Origin of the sequence: Leptolyngbya sp. GGD (assembly GCF_026735145.1) — a bacterium.
Classification (GTDB): Bacteria; Cyanobacteriota; Cyanobacteriia; order Leptolyngbyales; family Leptolyngbyaceae; genus Leptolyngbya; species Leptolyngbya boryana.
In genome coordinates, this window is sequence record NZ_JAPQKE010000003.1 from 267,353 (window position 1) to 291,983 (window position 24,631).

Genomic DNA, 24,631 nt, shown 5'->3' on the forward strand with positions numbered 1-24,631 from the left:
CTATGAGCGGAATTTTAGGAATCTGGAATAGCCAGCAGCCTAGCCCTTGGGAAACAATGCTGAGTGATTTAACCGTGTTGGGAAGAGATGGACAAGGCAGTTGGCATGATCCATCGATTGGACTCAGTTTAGGGCGATCGCAGTTATTTAATACACCAGAATCTTGCTTAGAAGCACCTGTTGTTGAGCAAGATGGCTGTGTACTCGTTTGGGATGGGCGACTTGACGATCGAGAGACGTTACTCGCAGGGCGTACTCAAGTCCCAGATGCTCAATTGATTATTGAAAGCTATCGACGCTGGGGAGTGGATAGTCTGCGCCATCTCGTGGGTGAGTTTGTATTTATCCTTTGGGATGCGAGCCAAGACCTATTATTCGTCGGCTGTGATCCTGTCGGCAATCGTACGATCGCTTATGTCTGGGATGGCAATACTTTATTGCTTTGCTCACGGGTTTTGACTTTATTGCTTCACCCGCAAGTGAGCCATGAATTTGATGAAGGTTACATGGCTCATACGATCTGCGATGCCTGGGCACATCCTGCCGAAATTACTCCATTTCAGGCAATTAAACGGCTCCGACCTGGATACGGCTTAATCCTCCAATCAGGACGACTTCAGCAGCGTCAACTTGCAAAATTAGCACCGACAAGCTACGACTTACGGGACTCACCGGAAACCTACTTCGAGAAATTTTGGTATCTTCTCAATCAATCCGTTCGCGATCGCTTACGCAACTACCGTCCGGTATGTACGACCTTGAGCGGTGGGTTAGATTCTACAACGGTAACAGTTGCTCTCCTCAATCATCTCTCCAATCTTGAAGCATTCTCAGTCACTACAGAGCGTTATGCTGCAATTGATGAAAGCGAACCCATTCAAGCATTTCTCGATCGATATTCCCAAGTCAAATGGCATTCCATTAACTGTGATGATGCTTGGGTATTGAGTGAACCGTGGGAACAGTTACCGCTGCCTGATGATCCGTTTACGAGTTGTGTTGTACCAATGCATTTACGGATGATGCAAGAGGCTCAAAAATTGGGCTTTGGTCTGATCTTTGATGGCGAGTGGGGCGATGAGTTTTGCTATATATTCTGGCGCGATCGCATTCAAGTGGGAGACTGGCAATTTCTGTGGCAACAGCTTAGAAGCCCAGGAAATCGTCGATCGTTTGTTTTGCAAGACCTCATTTTGCCCAATTGTCCAAAGCCCTGGCAAACTCAGTGGATGATGTCACGCCTGAAGCTCAAAAAACTTGCGCCGCAATGGATTCAATCCACCTATCTAGCACAGATACAACAGACTCAAGTTGCAGAACAGCTTGCGATGAAGTCTTTTGGATTAGATCGAGTTAAGGCTTTGAATCAAGAGATCGAAGATGCTAGTTTTGTTGGGACGATCCAAGTTCACCGATTGCTTCGATCTGCTCATCAATTAGAATATACTTCGCCACTACGCGATCAGCGCGTAGTTGAATTTGCAAATCGGTTACATCCTTCGCTACAACTGGATTCAAACTATCAAAAAGTCTTTTTGCGCCATGCAAACCGAACAACTTTACCAGATGCAGTTAGGTTACGTCCAAAAATCAACTACTTCGATCCATTGAAGTATGCTGGACTCGGTAGAGGAAGCCAAGCTCTTGAATTGCTAGAACAAGCAAAACAAAATTCCTATTTACAAGAAGCAATTGATTTCAAGCAACTAGAGAATTCGCTCTTGTCCTATCGGCAGTCATACGAGCAAGATTATCGACCAGACGAACCTTTCCACGATGGAATTGCGAATCAGTTGATCAGCACACTTGGATTAGCCAATTGGTTAACGCAGTTGGATAAAAAATATCTTGCTAGAAAGGTAATCTAATGATGATTAAAATTCATAAGCAATCCTATCGTTATTTTTATCAATTGATTGACTTGCTCACGGCTTGTTTTGTTGGCTTCTGGTTAGGAGTGCTCGATCGCAATTCGATGTATCAAATTGATCAACAGTTTTACGATAGCGAAGCCATCTATCGAGATGAAGAATATAATCAAAGTGGTTTTTGGGAGTGGGAATTCAAAGCGATTCAAACTCATTTTCAAACCTGTAAAACGATTCTGCTTGCAGGCGCAGGAGGAGGACGAGAGATTTTCGCCTTGCATGCCTTGGGATATGAAGTAGATGCGTTTGAATGTAATCCTAATTTTGTGAAATTTGCGAATGAATTTCTTCAAAAACATCAGATAAATTGCACAATTCAAATCGCGGCGAGAGATACCTGTCCCATTTACGAAAAAATATACGACGGATTGATTGTCGGTTGGACAGCTTATAGCTTAATTCAGGGACGACAAACTCGGATTGATTTTCTAAAACAAATGCGCGATCGTGTTAAGAGCGGATCGCCAATTCTCTTATCATTTCTGTACGCTTATAAGTCTGCGAAATATTACAAGATGATTAGTACGATCGCGAATCTTATTCGAGCAATACGATGGCAATCTAAAACCGAAATTGGAGACTTTATACTTCCAGAAAACTTTGTCCATTACTTCTCGAAAGAACAGATTTCCTCCGAATTAAAGGAAGCAGGATTTAGACTTGAGTTCTATTCAGAACTCGACTACGGACATGCAGTCGGAATCGCCGAATGATTGAAAAAGAATCAATCGATTACTCCTAATAATGTATGAATTGATGTTAGAAGAATTTTCTATCAGCTCCTTCAAAACTGATTCTCAAACTCCTCATTTTTTCTCATACATTTACTGAAACTTTATCTTTAAACTAATAGACTGAAACTAGTATATATACAGGGTGCGCTTCGTAATTTATAAGACCATAAGGAGGTCAATCACAATGAAGAAGACATACCTATCAATGCAGGTTTCGCAGCTAGGAAGTCTTGCAGAACTGACTCAACAAGCGCAAGGGAATCCTAAATCAGGTCGATTTCAAGATGGAATTAACATGAGAATCACTAATCCAGGTGGTTTTGATGGCAGCGAAAACATGCGCTAAACATCGATGTGAAGAGCATTGTTACAGTTTGCACACTGAGTAAGTAAAATTTGCTCAGTTCAGAAACTTAACAGGTGCTCAGATCATTCATCAAGGGAGCATTCCAGTTGACGGAATGCTCCTAGCAAGTTTATCAAGATTGACCCATGAAATTTCAGAGCATTCTGCAGGCTGCTACCGACGAACTCAGACATATCTCAAACACTCAACTAACCTTAGAGTTAGTTGCCGAACTTCCCTTAAACTCAGGAGCAGGCTCTATATATAAGAATAGCTCTGCACAAAATACTTCACAGCATTACTGGATTCCTTGGACAGAAGAGATGGGTGCATGGATTGATGCCAATGGTCATCATGCAATTCTCGTCGTGGTTGAATCAGCCCCAATCGAGAACATTCAAGGCTCTCCCGTATTGTGTTTTGCTGCTCATATTGCTGCTACTTGTTTAGGGTTACAGGGACAAATCGCACTTCATGCAAATGTTGTCGCTTTAGATGGAGTCGCGATCGCGTTTGCAGGATGTTCTGGAAAGGGGAAATCGACCTTAACTACATATTGTGTAAGCCGTGGTGCAAGCTTTGTCACCGATGATGTTTTAGTCGTCAATGACCAAGGGCAAGTGCGCCCTGGAAGTCCTCGGATTAAGCTGTTTCCTCATACTGGAGAAAGCTTTGGACTAGACGCTTCCGAAACAACAACCTACAAAATTCATTATGCAATAGAACAATTGGGGATAACTCCTCAGAACCAATCTTTCCCATTGGGTACCATTTACCTACTCGAAGAAAGCGATCGCATCTATATTGAGCAGCTTTCACCTAGTCAAGCCCTACTCGATCTGCTGATTCATAGCTATCACGTGACCGAAATTATGCCCGATCAGCCGAGCTTGTTTTATGCCTACACCAATTTAGTGGCACAAGTCTCCGTCAAAAAACTGTTCTACCCACGATCATTCGAGAGTCTACCCAAGCTCTACGACTTCTTGCAAACCGAAACGCATTCTTTTACTCCTCAACTTCTATGAGCTATCTTCTTCTACAGGGGCAGCAGGTGATGACCCTTGATGCTAGACGCAATGCAGCTTATCTTCAAGCGATGCAAGCAGTCATCACCCCAGACAGTGTGGTGCTAGATTTAGGAGCAGGTCTAGGAATTTTTGGACTGCTGGCAGCTCAACTGGGCGCAAAACGAGTTTACATGGTCGAGCCAGAAGACATTATCAGCTTGACACAGCAGATTGTGAAAGCGAATGGATACAGCGATCGCATTCAGTGTTTACAAGGCAAAATCGAAGAAGTGACGATCCCTGAGCCTGTTGATGTGATTATTTCAGTCTTTACAGGGAACTTTTTACTCTCAGAAGATCTCCTACCTTCGCTATTCTACGCCCGCGATCGCTACCTTAAGCCAGGTGGCGTGCTCATTCCCTCAGCGGCAGTCATGGAGACGGTTCCTGCCTCTGTCCCCGCTTTCTATGAACGAGAGATTGCAGTGTGGTCAAATCCACATCTGAATTTAGATCATAGTCCAGTTCGTTCCTATGTGAGCCAAGCTATGTTCTTTGCACGTCAAGACCTTGGACAGGCTCAATATCTGGCAGAACCCGAAAAAGTCATGGCATTAGATTTCTATCAAGCCACTGATACGAATTGTCGTGTAGAGATACACCATACCATCACTCAAGCAGGCATCTGTCACGGTTGGATCGGTTGGTTCAAAATGCTACTTGGAGATCAGTGGCTTTCGACTGCGCCGCACGAACCTCCGCTGCACTGGTCATCTGCATTCATGCCGATCGATCCACCTGTTGCTTTTGAAGTAGGCGAGACTGTTACTTTCAAATTACAACGCCCGCCTTATGGGGACTGGATTTGGCAATTTAAGAGCCAGCAGACACAGCAACAGCGATCGACATTCTTCTCTGTGCCCAACACCCTAAAAACCCTGCAAAAGATGGCTCCTGCTTATCAGCCTAATCTAAATACCAAAGGCAAAGCCGTGCATTATATTTTGGCTCATGCCGATGGAACTCACTCTGTACAAGAACTCGCACAGCAACTCGTTTCGCTGTTTCCAGATACATTTGCGACAGATCAGAAAGCCACAAAATTTATTCAAACGCTCGTCAGTTGGTTGGCATAACGAATGTTGTCTCTCCGTTATTTGATTCGCAAACTTCAGGGTGCAAGCCATTTGCTTCCTGCACTGCGCTTTGTTTGGAAAGGTTCGCCACGATGGACTTTAGCCCATGTGGCGCTAATTTTCATTCAAGGGCTTTTGCCGATCGCATTACTCTATCTAACCAAACTCATTATTGATATCGTTACAAGTAGTATTGCGCTGCCTGATAAAACATTGCTGTTTCAGCGTTTACTTGTCTTACTTGGATTGATGGGTGCTGTTACCGTCATCGCTGCGATTCTCGCTGCTTTAGCCGAACTAGTTAACAGTGCCCAGACTCAGCAAGTCACTGATTATATGCAAGGCATTGTTCATGCCAAGTCACTAGAAATCGACCTAGAATACTACGAAAATCCAGACTATCACAATAGCCTACAACGTGCTCAACAAGAAGCTTTTTACCGTCCTAATCAAATCTTGGAGCACTTGATCCAGCTTGGTCAAACAATGATCACGTTAGTGCTGATGGTCGGCTTACTCGTTGCGCTACATTGGGGAATTGCAGGCATTCTCTTTGCGGCTTCGGTTCCATCCATTCTCGTTCGTTTGAAGTACGCCTCTATCCTACATGCTTGGCAACGTCGTCGAACTGAGATGCAGCGACAAGGAGAATACTTAAGCTGGTTACTCACAGGGGATTGGTTTGCAAAAGAGCTACGCCTCTTCGATCTCGGCAACCTTTTTAGTCAACGCTTTCAGCGGATTCGCAAGCAATTGTATCAAGAAACTTTGCAGATTGGAACGCAGCGCGCGATCGCGAATGTTCTCGCCCAAAGCCTCTCTGCTCTGCTCCTTTTTTCTGCTTACAGTTTTGTGGTCTATCAAGCGTTTCAGGGTCAACTACAAATCGGAGATTTAGTCCTTTACCATGCTGCACTCCAACAAGGACAAGCTGCTTTGAAAGGGTTACTTGGAAGTTTGTCTGCACTCTACGAAGACAATCTCTTCCTGAGCAATCTTTATGAATTTCTAGAACTCCAGCCAAAAATCGCCGCACCCCTTCATCCTAAACCGCTCCCTCGACCGATGCGATCGGGGATTGTATTCGATCGCGTGAGCTTTCAATATAGCAATACGCCCCGTTGGGCATTGAAAGACGTTAGCCTGACAATTCGCCCTGGTGAGGTCATTGCTCTCGTCGGCGAAAATGGTTCTGGAAAAACAACTCTGATTAAACTGCTCTGTCGGCTATATGAACCTACACAAGGCAAGATTACCCTCGATGGCGTTGCCTTGGAGCAATATGATCTCGTAGACTTGCGCCGACAGATTAGTGTAGTTTTTCAGGACTATGTGAAGTACTATTTCACAGCTTGGGAAAACATTTGGTTCGGCAATATCGAACTTCCACCTGGGGCAGAAACGGTGATGCAAGCTGCTAAACAATCGGGAGCCGATGCGGTGATTCAAACATTACCCCAAGGCTATGACACGATGCTCGGAAAATTATTTGAACAAGGCGAAGAGTTAAGCATTGGACAATGGCAAAAAGTTGCGCTGGCGAGAGCGTTTTTGCGCCAGTCCCAGTTAGTTGTCTTAGATGAGCCGACCAGTGCAATGGATCCGAAAGCAGAATATGAAGTTTTTCAGCAGTTTCGGCAACTGATTCAGAATCAATCTGCCATTTTGATCAGCCATCGATTGTCTACGGTTAAGATGGCTGACCGAATTTATGTCGTCGATCGAGGAACGATCGTGGAACAAGGCACGCATACTGAATTAATGCAGTTAAACGGTAGATATGCTCATTTATTTGAAACTCAGGCTCAGAACTATCGCTAGAGATTCTTGAGCACTGTAGAGATATCAATGCTTTATCTCAGTCAGCAACATCTTTACCAACTCTGATTTTCTGGAAAACCCTAAAGTGACTGTTTTGTAGAACAAGTTGAATCTGGCGATCGCAGCAATCAAAATCTCCTCCAAAATTATGCAGATTCGCAAGTTTCTCTACAAGTTCGGATTAGATTGAGGAAATCTAATCCGAAGCCGTTTATCAAAGTGGAGGAGCGGCTCCTGAGAAAACTGCGTTCCAAGAATTCTTGTGAAGCGATCGCTGCTCCGGATCTTCTCGGCTTGGGAGAGCGATTCTTTAAACTGCATAAGCGAGCAGGCTTGAACATATTAATTAATATCAGCCACAATCTGCGGAAGATTGGGTGTTGCAGTTCACATCAGGTAGCAAAAAATGCGAACCAACCCCCTACGGTTGCTGTATCTATCGAGAGTACGTTGTAATCTTGATAGGGAGTATCGTCACATTTTCCGCGTTTTATGACAGAACGGACACATTCGTGTTGTTTCGCTTGAGGTCAAGAAATGCCCCCAGTCGGTGTTGGTGCGAGTCGATTTGCTTCCGCCTTAGAAACAGGTGAAGCAAAACTCTGGGTAATGATGCTTGGGATCAATGATTACCAAGATGCAACATTGCCAAAGTTACGCTATGCCGCTTTTGACTGTCAAGGGTTGAGCCAAGCACTCGCTGAAGCAACGCAAGCATTTCCGCAGAAAGAATTTTTTATTCATCACGATCTGACTCCAGACAAACCGACGCTACAAGCAATTCAGGCGAGCTTAGACCGCATTGTTGCCTCGGCAAAAACGCAAGATACAGTTTTATTCTATTTTTCTGGGCATGGTGTTCTAGAACCGGAGAGCCAGCAAACCGTGTTATGTCTTGCGGACACACAAAAACAGCATCTGCTCAAGACTGGGCTATGTTTTCAAAATCTATTAGCGACTTTGGGCAACTGCGCGGCTCATAGTCAACTGATTTGGCTCGACGCTTGTCACAGCGGCAATATTTCCCTATCTGGTGCGCGTGGACACTTCTCTGAACCTGCTCTGCTCAATCCAACGCCGCAACTTTTAGAAATGCTGCGCCAAAGAGCAGCAAAGAGTCGCGGATTTTATGCCTTGCTTTCGTGCGATCAAGGACAGCAATCTTGGGAGTTTCCCGATTTGGGTCATGGTGTATTTAGTTACTACTTAATGCGGGGATTGCGCGGGGAAGCGGCTGGAGCTTATGGCATTATCGATGCAGATGCGCTTTATCGCTATGTGTATCATCAAACACTTCAGTACATTGAGCAGACGAATCAGCAGTTGCGGTTAATCAATCAGCAGAAACGGAATAAAGGCGAAACAGATTTACATCCAGAGTATTCCTTGCAAACACCGAAGCGGATTGTTGAGGGGATCGGAGAGACAATTTTAGGACTTAAACCAACTCACACTGAAGTAGTGCAACAACGACAAGCTTTGATTGTGGACGGGCTGATTCATCATACAGTCAGTCCTGCCGTATCGGACGTTCTGCGTCAGGATGGTAATTTTGACCTAACTTACTTCCCCCAGCCCAGTGATGCTTGGTCGAATGTTCGATCTGAGATTGCAACATTTCTTCAGCAAGACATGACTGTGCCGGAACAGCGATCGTCCGGGTCGATTCAAACCGTGGCAACGCGATTATTGTATTTGCGAGGACGGATTGAATCTTCAGAGGATGGCGATTCCTGGTTATTTTTGGGAGATGGGGCTTGGCTGAGTCGAACTTGGCTGCGGCAAGAACTTCGGCGATCGCGCACGGCTCAGCAAATTGTCATTCTCGATTGTCCGGGCGCAACTTCTTTAGAAGATTGGGTCGAGGATCTCAAGTTTTCGTCGGATCATGGTCAGTGCATTCTTGCCTGTGCTTCGCCTCAAGATGAACCAGAATTGTTTGCTCAAGTCTTGCTCGAAGCATTGATTGCGGCTCCGGCTCAAACAGGGTTGTCGATGGCAGGATTGCTGGCAAAGCTGCAAACGAACTTAGATGGTTTGGGATTGACGTGCTACCTTTGGCTGTCTGGGACGCAGGGATTGATTGAAATGCTGCCTCCAGTCCTAGAGACGCAAACCGTTCAATCGGTTCAGTCAGACACTTCGCATGATTCGCAAGCGGCGAGTACTGAAATTCCGTTGGATGAATTCATCGCTCGGATTAAGCCCTTGTTGTTGAAATTAGTCGGGCCGATCGCGCCGAGTTTAATCGAGCAGGCAGCAGAACCGCTGCAAGAAAGCAGTCCTCAACTTTTGATTCGCGCCTTGTCTGCACTGATCCCCGCCAAGCATCGCACATATTTTGAACAAGAGGCAGGCTCGCTGATCCAAGTTCCTGCTCAGCCTGAAAATGTCAGTGAAGCAAGAGCGATCGCTTTACCGATCCCCGAGCAAATTCAGCCACAAACTCATCCATCTATCCAGCAAAGCGTACCCCCTCAGCAACGCGACCAATTTGTCGATCAAACGGCTCCCCGTCTCACCGCAGAGCAGCTTGCAAGCATTGAGCAATTTCTGATTGAACTTGTAGGACCGATCGCACCCATGCTCTTAGGGCAACTCTCTCCCGCAGCTTGTGATCCGATAGTCATGCAGGAAGAGTTAGCCGTGCATCTATCACCTGTGCAGCAGACAAAATTAGCGCAGCGCATTACTGCACTGATGCAGTTGCCTCCGAAACCACAGAGTCCTCGCTTGAGTACGGCAAAAGGGTATGGAGTTGCTGTCCGAGCGCCACAGCAGACTCAAGAAGCGCTGAGCGATCGCTTAGTCAACGCTCAACTGATTCAGGTCTGTGAGCAAGAACTGACCTGTTTGATTGGGCCGATCGCGAAGTTTATTGTGACAACGAAACGAGATTTAGAGAATCAGGTGTCTCTGACCACGTTTGTGGAGGAGTTGATCACAGAGATTCCTGATCGTCAGAAAGCAGACGAGTTTCGGCGGAAGATATTGAGAAATTAAGAGATTAGAATCGGCGCGAATTCGATTCGTCGATCGCTCAAATGTTAATTAAACATCTCGTCGAACTCAGGTTAATTGAGGCTGTATGAATTGGGTTTCGACTTCGCCCAACCCGCGAAAAATGCTCACTTTCAAGCGGTTCGCGAAGCGCATCTGAGCGGGTGAATGAAAAGTTTTCGCTGATACGCGTTCACCCGCCCTGACTTCTACAGGAACGGGTGAACGCGATAAACAACAGGATTTTATTGAATCGTAAATCCTTTACTTGCGCTTGTTCAGCAAGTTCATTGAAATCTCTAGGCTCGACTTCATCCGATTAAAAGCTGCCGCCAACGCGCCAATCTCATCTTGAGTATCTTGCTCAAACTCCATATCCATTTGCCCCATACTGACTGCTTCCGCAGCATTCGAGATCCGACGAATCGGACGAATCACCGATCGTCTGAGCAAGGTGTTAATTAACAGCGCGAGCGCAATGAAGACTGCCGTTAAAATTGCCATCACGGTTAAGAGCGATCGCCAAGCGTTATTAATCACTTCACCTGCTGGTACAGCAATAATCTGAGTTGCAACAATCTCATTGAGATTCCAGCCAAATCCACCCGCATCGCCATAGGTTGCAATTTGACTTTTCGGTGCTTTATCCGGGGTCGAATGGCACTCCAAACAGCTTTGCTTACTCACACTTAACGGACGAGCAATATAGTAAACCTGCCCACCCGGTAAATCGCGAAACCCAGAGATTTCCTTAGTGTTAGGTTCTTTTTGAAACCGCTCGACTAAAGAAGCCTCAAATACATCTGCCTTATCTCGCGGGTTAGTTGGATTCAAAGTGGCTTCTTTGTAAAAGAAATCTTTGTACTCGTTATTTTCACGAAACCGCTGAAAGACTTCATTTGCAGAGTAAGCAGGAACCGTTTCAGCAATAAAAGTCGGCTCTGTCTCTAAACGCGATTTGAGCAACGGCTGAATCTTAGTACTCGTATAATCGCGCACTGAGTTCATGGATTGAATCAGAATCAAAGCTTTCGTCGTCACTTCTCCCCTAGCTCGATTTTCGAGCACCTGCGATAGTGCCAAACTACTCAACAGCAATCCAATTAAAAATGCGGCTGCTAACAAGACATTAAATTTAGCGCCAAGCTTTAGTTTCTTTAAAATCATGACTCAGACAACCTCGCGGGGATCAAGAAACATCAACAAATAGATGCTCATTCAGGCAGGGAAAAGGAGATCGAATCAATCTGTATGCTCTTCTTAAAAGTAGCGAATTTTGGGTCTTTTCCTATCAAAGCGCTACAAACAGTTACGGTTCACAAAACGTTAGGTAGTATTCCGAGCAAAACAAGACGAGCATCCGGCAGTATGAAACAATAACTAGCATTCATAAATTCATTCAGCAATGGATAGCAGAACCTCCCGGCGCTCATTTCTAATTCTGTTATTTCTATCGGGATGTGGCATCGGTTCACGTTCAGTTCAAGCAATTCAACTCACCATTGGAACGGTTAGCTACGGAGCCGCCAATTCTGGCAATCAGTACGATCGCTTTAAACAATATCTGGCTGAGAAACTGCAAGCGGTCATCCAATTTGAGCCTGCTTTTAATGAACGCAAAGCCTTAGAGCGCATCAAAGCACAAGCTTGGTCAATCGTGTTTGCACCTCCTGGACTTGCCGCGATCGCGATGTCACAATATCAATACACGCCGCTGTTTCCCTTAGTCGGGGTGAACAATCTGCGCTCGGTTCTGGTCGTTCCCAAAGAGAGTCCTATTTCAGACTTGCAAGCCTTATCAGGTAAAAGGTTAGCAATCGGACAACCTGGATCAGCGACAGGCTATTACTTTCCCATTTTTAATCTCTATGGTTTGACGCTCAAAGAGCTTCTGGTGACATCCACTCCCAAAGCAGTCTTAGAAGCGATCGCACAAGGAACAGCAGATGCGGGAGCGCTGTCCCTTGAAGAATTCAATCTTTACAAATCGCAACTTAGCTCAGCAGAGTTTCGCATTTTGTACAACGACCCGCACAAAGTTCCAGCGGGAGTCGTGCTAGTTAGTCCGAGTGTCGATCGCACACTGCTAGAATCGATTCGCAAAGTTCTGGGAGATACGCCTTCAGTCGTTGCCCAGGAAGCAGGATTTGTTCCGACGGGAACTGTTCCGGACTACAAATATATGATTTCGGTCGTCGATCGTGTGCGTGCAATTTTTCCGGCAGATCGCGCTGAAGGTGCAGCTCTACTCGCCCAAAAACCTGTTCGACTGTTTACAGATGAACAGCCAGCAGCGCCTCAAGCTGCTTCACCTGCTCCTGCTTCGCCCACTGCTTCGCCTGCGTCAGAATCTCCTGCATCAACACCTGATGCTTCACCGACCGCAAGCTCTTCTCCTGCTCCTGGCTCACCTTGAGCGATCGCCAATCATTCATCACCCACCTCCAAAAATTGCTTCTAGTCATTCTTACGACGGGGTGAAGAAGAATATGCAGTTCTGGTGCTTTTTCTAGAAAATGGATATAGTTTGAAGACTAGCTCTCGCTCAATCTGAACTCATGCGATCGCGACAAAGTATTCTTGAAATCTTTTCCACGTTTCTACAGTTTGAGAGCGATTCAGCGACTCGATGGGTTTCAGATGCTCGCCTGCGTCGGAGTATGCAACGCTGTCTTGAAGAATCCGATGAACAAGACCTTTCCGAAATGGTTTGGTCGCTGTATTGGCATCGGCTCTGGCAAGCCGACAGTCATCCTCTCGCAGTCGCTCATTTATCTGCTTATTTGCAAGAAGTCTGCTTTTGGTCAGCTCGAAAGCTGGCATTGAATATCGGCAGCAGTCAGTCGCTTGCGGATTTCTTTCAAATCGCGATCGTCAAAATTCACCGTGTCCTGCAAGGGTTCAATCCTCAACACAGTTCAGGTCTGAAACGCTACGCAAGCCTAGCGTTTAGCAATGTGATTAAAGATACATTGCGCCTGCGCCAAGAAGTCGATATCTGCACCGATTGGGCACTGATGCACAAACTCAGCCACAAACGATTTGTCGAGTCGTTGCAGAATTTTGGGCTAGATGCTTCTGCGATCGCAGAACGAGTGTTCGCTTGGCAATGTTTCAAAATCATCTACGCACCTGCTCAAGGCAAAGGCTTACGAAAATTAGCAAAACCTGACCTTTCGACCCTGCAAGCGATCGTCGATCTCTATAATCGCGATCGCGTTGCCACGTTAGGCGCAACTGCCCAACCTTGCAATCCAGCTTTATTAGAGCAATGGCTGACCACTTGCGGCAAGGCAGCGAGATCGTATCTCTACCCGTCTTTGATTTCGGCAGACACGCCGCAGCCGGGAGCCGAGAATACGGAAATGTTAGACAATTTTGAATCGACCTTTCAGGAGTCGAATCTCAACCAAATTATTGAAGCAGAAGAGGAAGATCAGCGGAAACAAACGCGATCGCAGTTGAATGCGACTCTTTTGAAAGCCCTCGTCAAACTGGATTTACCCGCGCAACGGTTGCTGCAAATGTACTACGGTAAAGGCATGACGCAGCAAGAAATTGCGAAAGAATTAGACACAAAACAATACACAGTTTCGCGACGATTAACCAATCTCAAGCAAACCCTGTTACAAATTCTTGCAGAATGGAGTCAGACAACCCTGCATCAAACTCTCAACTCGAACGTAGTGTCTAATATGAGTACGATTTTGGAGGAATGGCTGAAACTGCACTACAGTCATCCAGACCTGCCCTCCTAAATATCGAGCGATATTTAGCGCGTTCTGAGGCAAGTTCTATGTCTTATCCTGGTACATCACCCATTATGATCGCTGACACCCCGCAACTTCAATTAGAAATTCCGAGCGATGCGTTGTCCCAGGTTTGGCAGCAACAAGCATTTACGACGGATGGAATTCATTGGCAAGCGGCACTCAATCAAGCGAGTCTCAAAACGCTCTTGCCCTGGGTACAAAGTTTTGCGCCGAATGCGCGAATTTGGGCAAATTCAGCCGCGCTTTCTAGTTTTTGGGAAGTGGTGAACGGCGGAGCGATCGAGTTTGAGAATCAGCGTTTAGTGGTGATTCCAACTGCTGCGATCGACGATCGCGAACTGCGAGTGCCCCAAGAATGGGTGGATCTTCCCAGTTGGGCAGGGGATTATTATCTATCGGTTGCCGTCAATTTAGAAGACGATGAAATTCAGGTTTTGGGATACACCACCCATCAAATGCTCAAGCAGCGCGCTCAGTATGATCCTCTTGATCGAACATATTCGCTCGATGAAGCCGATCTGATTCCTGATACGAATGTGCTGTGGATTACGCGACGGCTTTGTCCGGATGAAGTTTTGCGATCGCAGCTTGCGCCTTTACCTGCGCTTTCCCTTCAGCAAGCTGAAAATCTACTTGCTCGGTTGGGAACTACGGATGTGGTTGTGCCGCGTTTAGCGATACCCTTTCAGCAGTGGGGCGCATTACTGGAGCATGGCGGTTGGCGGCAACGTCTGTATCAACGACGCTTAGGTCTACCCGAACAATGGTCAGTACAACAATGGCTTCAGAGCGGCATTTCCACGCTAGCAGAACAATTCGGCTGGGGAGCAACAGAGATGCAGTCAAATCTGGCTTGGGCGCGTGGGTCTGAGATTAGCTCACAAAAGGCATTGTTACGCCATTTGTCGATCGCTGGAAAACCTTATGAGTTGAGAGTGTTTCAAAAGAGCGATGATGTCTGGCGTTTTGAGCTACAAAGTACTTCTGGAGCATTAATTCCAGGTGGCTTTAAGCTGCGATTGCTTCTAGAAGATTTGATGCCGTTTGAAAATAACGAAGATGTCGCCATGAATGCGATCGAGTGTCTTTATCTAGAAGTGCGGCTTAGCCCTGGCGATACTTTAGTCTGGGAAACAGAACCCTTGCCAGAGAACTACGATCGCGAAATTCTTTGCTTTTAGAGGGTCTTTGAAATGTATCAACAGTTGCTCGCTCCGTTCTAGCTCGCCCCGGAATGAATTCGGGGCTAACCGTGCGAAGTCCTTTGAAAAGGACTGAAGACCCCATTCTTATTAGCTTTTAGTCCCTTTAGTGGACTTTGTTCAACTAGCCCGGATTTTCAATCACGGGCGGGTGAAGGCGATGAACAATACCTTTTAAACATCCTCTTAGTCCTTATCCAGGCAGCGATCGCGCTTCTGCTAAAAACACCTGAATCCGATCCCAAACTCGATCGACTAAATTTCCTGCATCCGCATCAAACCATTCCAGTTCCGGGACGGCTCGGAACCAAGTTCTTTGCCGCTTTGCAAACTGCCGCGTGTGCAGCACCGTCAATCGTTCCGCCTCTTGCAGAGAAATTTCTCCTCTCAAGTACTGCCGCATCTCTGCATAACCCAATGTATTCAACAGTGGCAGATCCTCGCCATACTTCTGGCACAGTCGTTCTACTTCTTCGACAAATCCCATTTCAATCATTTGTCCTGCCCGTTTCGCAATCCGCTGCTCCAACTGATCCGACTCCAATCCAATCTGCAAAATCGGATAATTCGGCGGATTCTCCCCTTGCTGTTCAGAAATCGGACGACCCGTCACATAAAAAACTTCCAACGCTCTCAACGTCCGCACCTGATCATTTGCATGAATCCGCTCTGCTGCAGCCGAGTCTACTTGTTGCAGCATTTCATAAAGCGTCTTCTGCCCAAGCGTCTCCAACTGCGATCGCAATTCCAACTGAGGCGCAACTCGCGGAATCTTCATCCCACGCGCGATCGCTTTAATGTAGAGTCCAGTTCCACCAACCAGGAAAAGGTGGGGAGTGGATCTACTCCCCACTTTCTCAATCAACCCATTCGCCCGCTCCTGATAATCCGCCACCGTCAACGTCTCCGTCGGCTCGCAAATATCAATCAAAAAATGCGGCACTTGATTTAACTCTCGCTGGGTCGGTTTTGCCGTTCCGATGGTAAACTCTCGATACACTTGGCGCGAATCGGCACTCAAGATGATAGACTGCGAGCGTTTTGCAAGCTCGATCGCTAAACCCGATTTGCCACTTGCCGTCGCGCCAGCGATTATAATAAGTACAGGCGTATTGCTTAATCTTTTTTGATCGTTTTGCGATTTATAAGCCAAAATAGACCGATCCATCCTACTTTCAAAATTCATCAGAGACTGTCCTAAAACCGCTCATAAGCCATTTGTGCTATAATTTTGGTGAAATTTGTCTCTCTCTTACTGATTTCGCTCCTTATTGCCCTAAAAGAACGCTTCCTATGACGACAAACTACGATGCGCAGCAGATTCAAGTCCTTGAAGGTCTTGAAGCCGTAAGAAAACGCCCCGGCATGTATATCGGCAGTACTGGACCTCGCGGACTGCACCATCTTGTTTACGAGGTTGTCGATAACTCGGTCGATGAAGCACTTGCGGGCTACTGTAAAGCGATCGATATTTCAATTAACGCCGATGGTTCTGTCACCGTAACCGATGACGGACGCGGCATTCCCACTGGAATTCATCCTAAAACCGGGAAGTCAGCACTGGAAACCGTGATGACGATTCTACACGCTGGCGGTAAGTTTGGCGGCGGTGGATACAAAGTCTCAGGCGGTCTGCACGGGGTTGGGATTTCAGTTGTCAACGCACTCTCCGAATGGGTCGAAGTCACCGTCTGGCGCGAGAAGAAAGTTCACCTGCAACGATTTGAGCGGGGAATTGCGATGGGGGAATTGCAAGTCGAGCCTTATCCTCAAGCGAGAACCGGAACATCCGTCACCTTTCTGCCCGATGCTTCGATCTTCACGGAAACCACGAAGTTCGACTACACTACCCTCTCTGGACGATTGCGGGAGCTTGCTTATCTTAACGGTGGGGTTCGGATCAAATTCGCCGATCACCGAGAAGGCGCTGAACGAGAAGATGTCTACTTCTACGAAGGCGGAATTCGTGAGTACATCTCTTACATGAACCGCGAAAAGCAACCGCTGCATGAAGAAGTCATCTTTGTTAGTGGGGAACGCAACGGCATTCAAGTTGAAGTGGCGCTGCAATGGTGTTCCGATGCCTACAACGACAATATTATTGGCTTTGCGAATAACATTCGTACCGTCGATGGTGGAACGCATTTAGAAGGCTTGAAAGCAGTTCTGACTCGCACCCTGAATACGATCGCGCGCAAGCGGAACAAGATTAAAGAAAACGAATCGAATCTTGCCGGGGAAAACATCCGAGAAGGCTTAACGGCTGTGATTTCGGTGAAGGTTCCTGATCCTGAGTTTGAAGGTCAAACCAAAACGAAGTTAGGCAATACCGAAGTTCGTGGGATTGTTGATTCGCTGGTCGGTGAAGTGCTGACTGAGTATCTAGAATTCCGTCCGAACGTTTCGGATGCGATTATTGAGAAAGCAGTTCAGGCGTTCAAAGCAGCAGAAGCGGCTCGACATGCACGAGAAATGGTGCGCCGCAAGTCGGTTCTCGAATCTTCTACACTGCCTGGAAAACTCGCAGACTGTGCATCTCGCGATCCAAGCGAATCCGAGATTTACATTGTGGAAGGGGATTCTGCGGGCGGTTCTGCAAAACAAGGACGCGATCGCCGATTCCAAGCGATTCTGCCGTTGCGCGGTAAGATTCTCAACATCGAGAAAACCGATGACTCGAAGATCTACAAGAACACTGAAATTCAAGCTTTAATTACTGCATTGGGCTTGGGTATCAAAGGCGAAGAATTCGACGTATCTCAGCTTCGCTACCACCGCATCATCATCATGACGGACGCAGACGTAGATGGAGCGCACATCCGCACCTTGCTACTGACCTTCTTCTATCGCTATCAGCGCATGATGGTGGATCAAGGCTATGTGTATATTGCTTGTCCTCCATTGTTCAAGGTAGAGCGTGGACGCAATCACTACTACTGCTACAGTGAGCGAGAACTGCAAGAACGCTTAGCCACTTTCCCAGACAATGCGAGCTATAACATTCAGCGCTTCAAAGGGTTGGGTGAAATGATGCCGCAACAGCTCTGGGATACAACGATGAATCCTGAAACTCGGACGCTCAAACGAGTTGAAATCGAAGATGCAGCAGAAGCCGATCGCGTCTTTACGGTGTTGATGGGCGATCGCGTTGCCCCCCGTCGCGAATTCATCGAGACTTATGGCTCGAAGATGAATTTAGCAGACCTCGATATCTAATTGGTTTGCTATTTCAATTGTCTTGAAGCTCAGCTAGTTTAAAAGCACTAGCTGAGCTTTTTGTTGATGAGTGCAGCTTCTCCAAATCCGGATTGCATAAACTGTTGCCGCTGGCGTTCTGCCATCCAGCAGGTCACATCCCACACATCCGCGATCGGCATTTTCGTAAACGGCAAGGTCTGCATATAGCCATCCCATAGAAACTCTGGATTCATTGTGACTTGAGAGAATCCTCGTTGCTTTTGTGCCTTCCAAATGAGATCCCACCAGCGTTCATGCGCCGCCAAAGCTGCCGTATATTCTGGCGCTCGCGGATCAGGAACTTGAGCATGTTGAGCATAGCCGACTCGACAATGAATATGCATCGCTCGCTGAGCGCACTGCTCTAGAATTGCCCATTCACTATCGAGTAACCGTTCACAGACGACGCACCAATGGCTAAAATCACACGTCAATTTCATCTCTGGAAATTGTGCGAGTAAATCTCGCGTAATCCAAGGATTAAACAGCGATCGACTTCGATGCGTCTCAAAGCTAATTGTTACTCCTGACGTTTGCTCTAGTTCAAGCGCTTGTCCAAAAAAGTCCACATTCTGCTGCCATGACCAAGCATCATACCCACACATGGTCGAAACAAACATCGCTCCCATGTCGATCGCATGTTCGACAGTCCAGCGTAAATCATTGAGATGATCTTGGATTGTGCGATCGCGCTGAGGAATCCACCAATCTCCAGGTGCATCGGGATGGATTCCAGTGGTCGCTTCAGCAATGTAGACCAATTGATGATCAGCTAATTTTTGACGTAGCTTGTGGCGGTGTTCAATTTCTTCTGGAATCGGGCCTTCTAGCCCATCGAACCCGCCCTGAAGCGTCTGCTCAATCAATTCATCGAGATCGGATGAACCTGACCAGACTGAACGTAGCATCAATAGTTTCATTGTGAATTCGCGACTTGAATTTGCTGGGCTAGATATTTTTGAAATAACCAAATCGGCATTTCTAAATGTCCCAACGCTCCGGGTGAATAAACCGACGATCGCAATCCTCGCTGTACCGCAGTACAAACCTCAACATCTTCTAAGTGAAACTCTTTGAGTCCAGCAATCTCTCGTTCTAGGATCTGCGGGAACTCTGGCATATCTTTGCTTTCAGAAGTCACTAACAATGTTGTATGCAGCGTCATTTCACCTGCGCTCGTCGGCAGTAGCAAGTACCAATAAACGCGATCGGGTCCTGTAAACAATAAGAAATTCGGATTCCCAAGGTAGACTGCATATTCATAATGATCTTGAGGGAGCAGATTCACTGGCGTTTGAAACACTGTCGGAGACTGCCCTGCGTTAATCCGTTCTACGATCGATTTTGCTAACGGTAAATGACAGACAACTCCGTTTAAGACTTCTGGCTCTGTCCATGTTTTTGCCGCAGGCAGCATCGGTTCAAAGGTTTTAGCGTGAGTCCCTAAATGATGATAGGGTTCCATAAAATTCTCAACTAAGACCTTCCAATTAAATTGGCAATTCCACTCTAGGTTCGCAACCATCTGCATTTCTGCAATGTTCCAACGTTCTAGATAGGGAGAGAGTGCAGCATAGTGAGTGCTAACCGATTCAATCTCAGGGTCGAAGGTGATAAAAATAAAGCCGTGCCAAATCTCAGACCGAAACTTGGGTAAACAAACTTTGTCCGGCTCAAACTGCTGACTCTGGTGCATTTCTGGCGCGCCGACGAGCGTTCCGTCTAATCCATACACCCAATGATGATACGGGCAGAGAAAGCTCCGACGATTGCCTTGTGCTGCATGTCCAAATCCTTCTGGCATCATGTCCATCCCGCGATGAGCACAGACTCGCGACAGCACTCGAATCTGATTATCTTTGCCTCGGACAATTACAAGAGGTTCATCGATTAGATCAAGGTTAATATAATCGCCGGGCTGAGGCACTTGTGAGCAATGCCCGACACAGAGCCATTGTCGTTTGAAAATGTGTTGAACTTCCCATTGGTAGAAGTCTGGATCAGTGTAAGTTTCTGCGGGTAGTGCGATCGCAGTTTCTAAAGGTCTACTCGCAGCTTCTAAAATCTTCTGTTGTAGTTCAACAAGCTTTTGTGTGGTCATAAATACAGCTCCTTATTGATCTCTAAGCTGGAATCCCTTTCAGAAACGAGGTATTGACGACCGAATCAGCTTTAACAGTCTTCGTCATCAAACCTGCTTCTATCCAAACTTGTTGTGCTTTCGGAAAGCTGTCAAAGAATGGAGCCGTGCCATTTCCCTTTAAGCCAAAATAGGTGGCATTTTCTTGGAGATCCGAGTACTTACATCCTTTGACCATTTCGCTGACTTCTTGCTCGGACACGCCTAGACCTTTCGCAATCACAGCATTTGCTTGAGTCGGGTTCGCTTTCCAGTATTCAACCGCATCAAACCAGGCTTTAATCACTCCACTCACTGCATCTGGATTGGTTTTGGCGTACTCCTGATGAACAATCAACAAGTCGAGTAAGAGTCCTGGTTTTTCTCGGCTAGTGGTCAGGATATGAGCATTCGGGGCTTGTTTTGCAGAAGTGGATAGATATGGCTCCCAGGTTACAGCAGCTTTGGCACGCCCTGCGCTGAATGCGCTTGCCGCATCGCCTGCGGTTGGCATGTATATGGCTTGAACATCTTGAGCCGATAACTTGGCTTCTTTCATCAAAGAAAGGAGAAAGAAATGAGAGGGAGAGCCTTTTTCAACGGCGATCGATTGTCCTCGCAAGTCAGCAACTTTAGCAATTTCTTTACTAGAGACGATGCCATCTGCGCCGTAGGAATCGTCTAATTTAAGAATGCAGGATGCAGGGAGTCCCTGAGCGGCTTCGATCGCAAACCAGTCGAGTGTAGAAATCGAAAATTGCACTTCTTGCGAAGCTAAGGCACTGCGACGGGGGGCTGCATCTTCAATTTTGAGAATTTCTGCATCGAGTCCATACTTTTCAAAGAGTTTCTGGTCTTTCGCAACAAAGAAAGGACCATACCCAACCCAGGTCAAAATCGCAATTTTGATCGGTTTGAGAGAACTGGGTTTGTCTGATGATGAGGAGTTCGTTCGATTTTGACAGGCTGCGATCGCTGTTGTTGTTCCAGCCAGCAAACCATATTTCAGCAATTGACGACGCTGTATCACTCTAGTCACTCTCCAATCGTTTTAGATGGAACTGTGTAGTCACTCAAGTAGTCACTCAAAGGCACGACAAACAAGCGATAGGGATAAAATCATTGTCTAGGTTAGGAGGATATCTAGTAGAAAAATGTGTCTCAAGCAACAAAATTCGTACTTATGTGCCAAAATAATTGCGAATTTAGAGCCTCAAAGCTATTCAGATTTGTTTTAGCTACAAAATTCTGTCTATAACTGCGAATATCGAATTTAACTCTATCGAATGAGTTGCAGACATTCCGATGTATACTACGGGTTCCGTGCGATAAAGTTGGTGCTATGTCTGATGAACCCGCATCTCAAGGAGTCGAAGGCACTCAGTCAAACTTAGATGAGCTGGACATTGAAATTGTTCAACTCCTGCACAAAGATGGAAGGATGCCATTTACGGAAATTGCTAAAAAGCTAGGCGTGTCAGAAGCCACGATCCGCAATCGGGTTCAGCGCTTAACGAATTCTGGCGCAATTACAATTCAGGCTTACTTAAACCCGAATAAGCTAGGATTCCGCAGCATTGCGCTGATTGAATTGAAAACGGTTAATTTAGAGCGAGCACAAGCGATCGCCTCTGATTTAGTCGAGCAAGATTCAGTGAGCTATGTTGCGTTCGTTGCAGGAAGCTATGATCTATTTGTAGAAGTTACTTACGATACGAATGAAGGATTGCTTGACTTTCTAACCGCGTTAAGAGCAAAACCTGGCATCATTAATTGTGAAACAGCCACAGTTCTGAAGCTACTGAAAACTCAGTATTCATTTCAGATACGATCGACGAAGAGTTCTAGCTTTTCATCTTAATTTCGCCTCTAAGAGGGTGTTTGAAACGTATCAACAGTCTCCTCGCTCCGTTCTAGCTCGCCCCGGACTGGAAGTCCAGGGCTAACGGTGCAAAGTCCTTTGAAAAGGACTGAAGACCCGGTTCTAACTGACTGTTAGTCCCTTGAGTGGACTTTGTTCAACTAGCCCGGAATTCCATTCCAGGGCGGGTGAATGCGATGAACGATACTGTTCAAACATCCTCTAAGACTTGTAAAATCGCCTTCGGGAGCAATTGATCCTTAAACCAAACAATTCGAGCAGGTGTATCTGAGATTTTCACCCCTGCATTCTCTAAATTCAGTCGTTCTGAAACTGCCAAAATCAAATCATCCCGCCCTGATTGCCTAACTTGTGAAAACTTTTTCCGCAAATATTCAGGTCGCCAATAGCCCACAATTTCTACTAGAAACGATCGACCATCTGGATGCACGACTCGAAAATCTGGAATCATCACACTGCCGGGAATCGGAATTAAATCAACTTCTCGTTCTAATCGCCATTCCGTCTTCGCTTTATTCCAGCGATCGACAAATCCTGCTTCTAGTAGACTATCGTAGGTCTTCCCAGGCGGATAGTGGCTGACCAATCCACATTCAGAATCTAGAGCAAATCGCCCTTGTCGCTTTTGACCTGAATAGCTATCGTTGATCTGCAATTCTGCTGCAAGGCTCCAGCGAGTTACATGCAGTAAAGCAGGAAGTAACTTTGCGATCGCAAGTCCATACCGAGTTGAAGGCTTAAACAAACTGGTCGGACCATCGATCGTCAACGTAAATCCATGATCCGCATCGCCTTCGATATACGTCATCAACTGAAACAATTTCATGTACCGAAACAAGAGCTTATACTGTCCCGGATCATTGCGGTGAGCATTGATCACCAGATGACTTGCCCGATAAAACACACCTTGCACTTGCGATAAATTGTAGCGATGTAACAGTGCGTCTGGCGTTGGAGCTTCAAAGCTCGTTAGAATTTGATTCTCTGGTAAATCCGCATACAATCCAGCTTTTACTTGTTCTGGTAAGACTTCGCGATCGAGTTCTTGACCCAAATCATTGGCAACCTTCTCGATTGTCATCTGAGTTGCCTGAGCACTCGGAACACTTTGCGCGGACAATGCAAACACCCGCTCTCGTAACATCGGCGGGTCAAGCGGACTTACCGTTTCAAACGTACTAAATGAGCTATTGAGTAAATGCGCTAATCCTCGCTTCACTCGATAGTCCGTTTCTTCTCCTTCCAGTTCTTGCAACTGCCGATTCAGTTCGCCTCTCGTACCGTTCCGAGCTTCTTGAAATAAGGTGATGACATCTTCAGCGATCGCTAAAACTTTCGCATCAAACTCTAACCGTTTTGGTGCAATTTCTTCTCCATTGAATCGATGAATTAATAACTCAGTCGGTAACATGATTGCAATACATTTCTCTATTTCTTAGAAGTAGCGGGCACATCACTACTCTAGCGTTAAGATTGAACACTTTGCGTACTATGGAAGTCAAAAACCACTGCATAATGGTGTCCAAAAGATTAGTTTTCGTATGCTGAAACCTCGTTGGCAAATTTTCGCGATCGCGGCTCTGGTCATTGCCTTAATTGTAGGCGGCATTATTTTAATCAATCGCCCCAAGGAACCGACTGGAACTCAACCCTTTCTCCCTCCAGTTGTCGGAAATGTTCATCTGACGATGGGGATTCCGAGCAAAGCAACTCGCGACACTCAAAATGCCAATGATTATTTAATCGACGATAACCAGCGCCCCTATGCACTGTCATACAACAACAGCAAACGGATTCCCAACTGGGTGAGTTGGCAGCTCAATAAAAGCTGGTTAGGTACGGCTCCTCGTAGCAATGATTTTCGTGCCGATACCACTTTGCCCAAGGGTTGGTATCAAGTCAAATCAAGCGACTACAACGGTAGTGGATACGATCGTGGACATATGGCTCCTTCTGCCGATCGCGCGAAAGATATCGCGACGAATTCTGCAACTTTCTTGATGACCAACATTGTTCCCCAAACGCCAGATAACAATCGTGATGTTTGGGAGAGCTTAGAAAGCGAGTCTCGTCGATTGGCAAATCTGGGCAAAGAACTTTATATCATTGCAGGTGGAGTTGGGGAAAAAGGCACGATTGGGGCAGCAAAAATTTCGATTCCTGCTTCGACTTGGAAAGTAATTGTCGTTCTGGATAAGCCGGGGTTAAGGGCGGCGAATGTCACGAATAAAACGCGGGTGATTGCAGTCGATGTTCCCAATATTCAAGGCATTAAAGATAAGACTTGGCGAGACTTTCGAGTGAGTGTCGATCAGCTTGAAGCAAAAACAGGCTATAACTTTTTGACCAACGTACCGGAAGCCGTGCAAACCGCGATCGAGAGCCGAGTCGATCGCGGATAGCCAAAATTAGATTCTGAACAAACAATTCTCAGCGACAGCTT

Annotated in this window: 19 protein-coding genes; 13 read left to right on the forward strand and 6 right to left on the reverse strand. The window is 46.4% G+C overall.

The features are described 5' to 3' along the window. The first annotated feature begins 2 nt into the window (after positions 1-2). The 7 genes from OU814_RS16210 (at position 3) to OU814_RS16240 (ending at position 9,978) form a co-directional block, all read left to right on the forward strand. Positions 3-1,868: an asparagine synthetase B family protein gene (locus OU814_RS16210; protein ID WP_268184266.1), complete on the forward strand. Its 1,866-nt coding sequence runs from the start codon at positions 3-5 to the stop codon at positions 1,866-1,868. Further along, positions 1,868-2,641 (forward strand): SAM-dependent methyltransferase, encoded by a 774-nt coding sequence (locus tag OU814_RS16215; protein ID WP_268184268.1) that lies wholly within the window; start codon positions 1,868-1,870, stop codon positions 2,639-2,641. The genes OU814_RS16210 and OU814_RS16215 overlap by 1 nt, the downstream gene beginning before the upstream one ends. 205 nt (positions 2,642-2,846) lie before the next feature. Then, positions 2,847-3,008 (forward strand): hypothetical protein, encoded by a 162-nt coding sequence (locus tag OU814_RS16220; protein ID WP_268184270.1) that lies wholly within the window; start codon positions 2,847-2,849, stop codon positions 3,006-3,008. A 146-nt stretch (positions 3,009-3,154) separates the two neighbouring features. Continuing rightward, positions 3,155-4,036, forward strand: a complete 882-nt coding sequence (locus OU814_RS16225) for a hypothetical protein (protein ID WP_268184272.1) — start codon at positions 3,155-3,157, stop codon at positions 4,034-4,036. After that, complete coding sequence (locus OU814_RS16230; protein ID WP_268184274.1) at positions 4,033-5,154, forward strand: methyltransferase domain-containing protein; 1,122 nt, start codon at positions 4,033-4,035, stop codon at positions 5,152-5,154. Before OU814_RS16225 ends, OU814_RS16230 begins: the two co-directional genes overlap by 4 nt. A 3-nt stretch (positions 5,155-5,157) precedes the next feature. Beyond that, positions 5,158-6,975 (forward strand): ABC transporter ATP-binding protein, encoded by a 1,818-nt coding sequence (locus tag OU814_RS16235; RefSeq protein WP_268184276.1) that lies wholly within the window; start codon positions 5,158-5,160, stop codon positions 6,973-6,975. Between the two features lie 537 nt (positions 6,976-7,512). Next, positions 7,513-9,978: a caspase family protein gene (locus OU814_RS16240; RefSeq protein WP_268184278.1), complete on the forward strand. Its 2,466-nt coding sequence runs from the start codon at positions 7,513-7,515 to the stop codon at positions 9,976-9,978. Between the two features lie 261 nt (positions 9,979-10,239). On the opposite strand, the gene OU814_RS16245 is transcribed toward OU814_RS16240, so the two are convergent. Further along, positions 10,240-11,142, reverse strand: a complete 903-nt coding sequence (locus OU814_RS16245; protein WP_017287765.1) for a c-type heme family protein — start codon at positions 11,140-11,142, stop codon at positions 10,240-10,242. Between the two features lie 238 nt (positions 11,143-11,380). On the opposite strand from OU814_RS16245, the gene OU814_RS16250 reads away from it, so the two are divergent. From OU814_RS16250 to OU814_RS16260, 3 genes are all read left to right on the forward strand, one after another. Then, positions 11,381-12,391, forward strand: a complete 1,011-nt coding sequence (locus tag OU814_RS16250) for a phosphate/phosphite/phosphonate ABC transporter substrate-binding protein (protein ID WP_268184282.1) — start codon at positions 11,381-11,383, stop codon at positions 12,389-12,391. A gap of 142 nt (positions 12,392-12,533) precedes the next feature. Next, positions 12,534-13,733 (forward strand): sigma-70 family RNA polymerase sigma factor, encoded by a 1,200-nt coding sequence (locus tag OU814_RS16255; protein ID WP_268184284.1) that lies wholly within the window; start codon positions 12,534-12,536, stop codon positions 13,731-13,733. Next, positions 13,691-14,929, forward strand: a complete 1,239-nt coding sequence (locus OU814_RS16260) for a DUF1822 family protein (RefSeq protein ID WP_268184286.1) — start codon at positions 13,691-13,693, stop codon at positions 14,927-14,929. Before OU814_RS16255 ends, OU814_RS16260 begins: the two co-directional genes overlap by 43 nt. Before the next feature lie 214 nt (positions 14,930-15,143). Here the strand turns inward: OU814_RS16260 and miaA are convergent, their stop codons facing one another. After that, positions 15,144-16,118: a tRNA (adenosine(37)-N6)-dimethylallyltransferase MiaA gene (gene miaA / locus OU814_RS16265; protein ID WP_268184288.1), complete on the reverse strand. Its 975-nt coding sequence runs from the start codon at positions 16,116-16,118 to the stop codon at positions 15,144-15,146. A 125-nt stretch (positions 16,119-16,243) separates the two neighbouring features. Between miaA and gyrB the strand changes: the two genes are divergently transcribed. Then, positions 16,244-18,166: a DNA topoisomerase (ATP-hydrolyzing) subunit B gene (gyrB, locus tag OU814_RS16270; RefSeq protein WP_268184290.1), complete on the forward strand. Its 1,923-nt coding sequence runs from the start codon at positions 16,244-16,246 to the stop codon at positions 18,164-18,166. A 47-nt stretch (positions 18,167-18,213) separates the two neighbouring features. On the opposite strand, the gene OU814_RS16275 is transcribed toward gyrB, so the two are convergent. The 3 genes from OU814_RS16275 to OU814_RS16285 are packed head-to-tail and all read right to left on the reverse strand — an operon-like array spanning position 18,214 to position 21,345. Then, complete coding sequence (locus OU814_RS16275; protein ID WP_268184292.1) at positions 18,214-19,095, reverse strand: sugar phosphate isomerase/epimerase family protein; 882 nt, start codon at positions 19,093-19,095, stop codon at positions 18,214-18,216. Between the two features lie 8 nt (positions 19,096-19,103). Then, positions 19,104-20,288 carry an aromatic ring-hydroxylating oxygenase subunit alpha gene (locus OU814_RS16280; protein ID WP_268184293.1) on the reverse strand — a complete coding sequence of 395 codons (1,185 nt, stop codon included), beginning with the start codon at positions 20,286-20,288 and terminating at the stop codon, positions 19,104-19,106. 22 nt (positions 20,289-20,310) lie between these two features. After that, positions 20,311-21,345, reverse strand: a complete 1,035-nt coding sequence (locus OU814_RS16285; protein WP_268184295.1) for an ABC transporter substrate-binding protein — start codon at positions 21,343-21,345, stop codon at positions 20,311-20,313. A 303-nt stretch (positions 21,346-21,648) separates the two neighbouring features. Here OU814_RS16285 and OU814_RS16290 point away from each other — a divergent pair, with 303 nt between their 5' ends. Further along, the gene (locus OU814_RS16290; RefSeq protein WP_268184296.1) at positions 21,649-22,167 is read left to right on the forward strand and encodes an Lrp/AsnC family transcriptional regulator; all 519 of its coding nucleotides are present in this window, start codon (positions 21,649-21,651) and stop codon (positions 22,165-22,167) included. A 211-nt stretch (positions 22,168-22,378) separates the two neighbouring features. Here OU814_RS16290 and OU814_RS16295 read toward each other — a convergent pair whose 3' ends face one another. Beyond that, positions 22,379-23,599, reverse strand: a complete 1,221-nt coding sequence (locus tag OU814_RS16295; protein ID WP_268184298.1) for a DUF790 family protein — start codon at positions 23,597-23,599, stop codon at positions 22,379-22,381. Between the two features lie 130 nt (positions 23,600-23,729). Between OU814_RS16295 and OU814_RS16300 the strand changes: the two genes are divergently transcribed. Beyond that, entirely contained in the window at positions 23,730-24,590 is an 861-nt protein-coding gene (locus OU814_RS16300; RefSeq protein WP_268184302.1) for a DNA/RNA non-specific endonuclease, read from the forward strand. Positions 24,591-24,631: the final 41 nt, after the last annotated feature.